The sequence below is a fragment of the Methylophaga muralis genome (assembly GCF_001720165.1).
In the GTDB taxonomy this organism is placed as follows: Bacteria; Pseudomonadota; Gammaproteobacteria; order Nitrosococcales; family Methylophagaceae; genus Methylophaga; species Methylophaga muralis.
This window is the reverse complement of record NZ_MCRI01000076.1, coordinates 1-3,148: the sequence shown is the minus strand read 5'-3', so window position 1 is coordinate 3,148 and position 3,148 is coordinate 1. Positions and strand designations below refer to the sequence as shown.

The following is a 3,148-nucleotide window of genomic DNA, read 5'->3' as shown; positions in this document are numbered from 1 at the left end:
ACTGAAGCGGTAGTATCAGCTAGTTTTTCAGTCATAAGCCGAATTCGTGCTTCTGCGGCTAATGATAAAGTTATAAACACAACATCAATTTTACCGGTTCTACAATCGTTTATAAGTTCTTCAATACTGCCTACGACAATGGCTTTGCCCTCATCCAAGCGCCTGTTAGGTGCTGGTTTACGATCATCGTAAAAACCATTGAAGCGATAGCCAGTCCACTCCATATCATCAAACGATTTTTCTAATCGGTAACCAAGATCTGTTGCTCCCACAATGGCTACTCGCCGAGTATTAAGCCCCTTAGATCGCATTATTCCTAATACCATTCGAACAATGGCGTGCCAGGAAATTAATTCTATTGGAGTGGCTATAAACCAAATGATTAGAAATGGTGCAGCATAAGTCTGTTCATTGATAACAATTAGTTCAATAGCGACCAGTACTGCAATGCTGGTTCCCCAGGAAAATAAAACTGCGGTAATTTCATCACGCAGGTAAGTCCCACGCCACGAACGGTAAGCATCCTGCGACTCAGCGAAGAAATGAAACAGAATTATGGCAAATAACAATGACCAGACATGTTTGGGCTGCCATTCAATGGCAAATAAATCCATTAACGCCAAAAATGTCACTAAAATAATTGCGCTATCTATCAGTCTTGAAATAGCGTTTATTTTAGAATCGTAGTGTCTGATTTTACCTTGAGCCATAGATTGTTCCGCGGAACCTCGTTTGATTATTATTGACGGTTATAACTATCTTGAAGTCGAACAATGTCATCTTCTTCCAGATAGCTGCCAGATTGCACTTCAACAATTTCCAGAGGAACTCGGCCAGGATTTCTTAATCGATGCACGCTACCCAAGGGAATGTAGGTAGACTCATTTTCACCCAATAACATGACTTCTTCATCTCGTGTGACTTCTGCAGTTCCACTCACAACTACCCAATGCTCGGCACGGTGATAATGCATTTGCAAAGATAATGAAGCACCAGGATTTACGGTAATCCGTTTTACCTGAAAGCGCTCACCAATATCCACTGAATCATAGCTACCCCATGGTCGATAGCATTTGCGATGGGTATGGACTTCTTTTCTATCTTGCTTACTAAGAGCTTCAACAATATTTTTTACATTTTGGGCCTGGTCTTTGTGAGCCACCATGATGGCATCATGCGTTTCCACCACTACGACATCATCCAAACCAAGCACAGTAACCAAGCGATTTTCACTGTGAATATAGGAGTTTTTTACTGAGTCAATTATAACGTCACCAATTAACACATTATTGTTTTCATCTTGTGGGAAGGTTTCCCATAGCGATGACCATGAGCCAACATCGCTCCAGCCAGCATCCAATGGGACAACCATTGCTTTAGTGGTTTTCTCCATAACGGCATAATCAATTGAGTCGCTTGGAGACTGTTCGAATGCTTCGGGATCAACGCGTATAAAGTCGAGATCGGAAATTGAGTTTTCAAGTGCTGTTTTACAAGCACTCACCATCTCAGGGGAATGTTTTTGTAACTCGTTTATATAGGTAGATGCTTTAAACAGGAACATGCCACTGTTCCAAAAAAAGTTTCCAGCAGCCAGGTAAGATTCTGCTGTTGCTAAATCGGGCTTTTCAACAAATTGCTTAACTTTACTTGGAGCGTTTTTTTCTTCAGCTTCAATATAACCATAGCCAGTATGCGCAGTTTGTGGCTGTATTCCAAAAGTCACTAGCTTGTCTTGCTCAGCAAGTTTTTTAGCTTGTTCAATAGCTGCATGGAAAGCTTTAACATTTTGTATCAAATGGTCTGCAGCCAATACCAGAAGTAATGGATCTTTATCTGTCTGAAGTGCTCTAAGCGCCGCTAAGGCGATTGCCGGAGCAGTATTTCGAGCGCATGGCTCTAGAATAATATCTTTCGCATTGAGATCGATCGCTTGTAATTGTTCGGCAACCATAAAACGATGATCATTGTTACAGACGATTAATGGAGCCTCAATATTCTCCAGCCCTGTCAAACGACTTATTGTGTTTTGAAATAATGAAAATTCACCAAACAGAGATAAAAACTGTTTCGGTTTGTTCTTTCTTGATAATGGCCACAAACGTGTACCGGTACCACCAGAAATTATGACAGGAATCATTTCAAGCTATCCTTACTAAAACTTTTCGTTTTGATGCCACGTCCACGCCGTAGCGATGATTGACTCTATATCCTTATAAGTCGGTTGCCAGCCGAGAATCTGTTTTGCTTTGGTTGAATCGGCAACCAGAATAGGAGGATCCCCCGCTCTTGGGGGTTCAATCGAAAACACAATATCTTGCTTTATAACGTCCCTGGCGGCTTCAATCACTTGCAAAACACTGAAACCATTTCCGTTACCGAGGTTAAATGCAAACGCACCATCATTCTCTTGTAAATATTCACCAGCCAAAATGTGCGCTAATGCCAAATCATTCACATGGATATAATCGCGAATACAAGTACCATCTGGGGTTGGATAATTATCACCAAACACCTTCAATTCTGAACTTTTGCCAGCAGTAGCAGATTTAAGAATATTAGGAATTAAATGTGTTTCAGGCTCGTGACGTTCGCCAACCTCACCATCAGGATCGGCTCCGCAAGCATTAAAGTAGCGTAATGCAACGGACTTTATACCATATGCATGATGATAGTCACTTAATACATCTTCAATAATTTTTTTTGATTGGCCATAAGGGTTAATTGGTAAACGAGTATGTTGTTCATCGATCAAATCTTTTTCTGGCATTCCAAAAACTGCTGCAGTTGATGAAAACACCAGTCTTTCATGCTTCGTTGCCACCATCGCATCCAATAGATTTAAGGTGCCGGCTACATTATTTCGATAATAAATTGCGGGGTTTTGCACAGACTCGCCTACCAGTGATTTGGCACAGAAGTGCATTATCAAATCAAACGGGCCTTCGTTTTGTAAAATATCTATAAGCGCAGTTGAATCAAGAATATCTGCCTCGATAAAGCGACTCCATCGAACCGCTTCACGGTGCCCAGTGCTAAGATTGTCAACAACTACACTCTCATGATTTAGCAAAGCGAGGGCTTTGCAAATATGTGATCCGATATACCCGGCACCACCAAGAACTAAAACTTTCATCTCTTACGTTCC

2 protein-coding genes and 1 pseudogene are annotated in these 3,148 nt (G+C 41.3%); all 3 read right to left on the bottom strand.

What is annotated here, in order from left to right:
• Window positions 1-710: pseudogene (locus A9E74_RS13555) on the bottom strand (undecaprenyl-phosphate glucose phosphotransferase); the annotation flags it as partial.
• 29 nt (window positions 711-739) lie between these two features.
• Window positions 740-2,140: a mannose-1-phosphate guanylyltransferase/mannose-6-phosphate isomerase gene (locus tag A9E74_RS13550; RefSeq protein ID WP_069297126.1), complete on the bottom strand. Its 1,401-nt coding sequence runs from the start codon at window positions 2,138-2,140 to the stop codon at window positions 740-742.
• Window positions 2,141-2,155: 15 nt separating this feature from the next.
• Window positions 2,156-3,136, bottom strand: coding sequence for a UDP-glucose 4-epimerase GalE (gene galE / locus A9E74_RS13545; RefSeq protein ID WP_069297125.1), 981 nt, complete (start codon window positions 3,134-3,136; stop codon window positions 2,156-2,158).
• Window positions 3,137-3,148 lie beyond the last annotated feature (12 nt).

Excerpts from the sequence above, each read along its gene's own strand:
- A9E74_RS13550 (WP_069297126.1), bottom strand. The coding sequence starts at position 2,140 with ATGATTCCTGTCATAATTTCTGGTGGTACCGGTACACGTTTGTGGCCA.
- galE (WP_069297125.1), bottom strand. The coding sequence starts at position 3,136 with ATGAAAGTTTTAGTTCTTGGTGGTGCCGGGTATATCGGATCACATATT.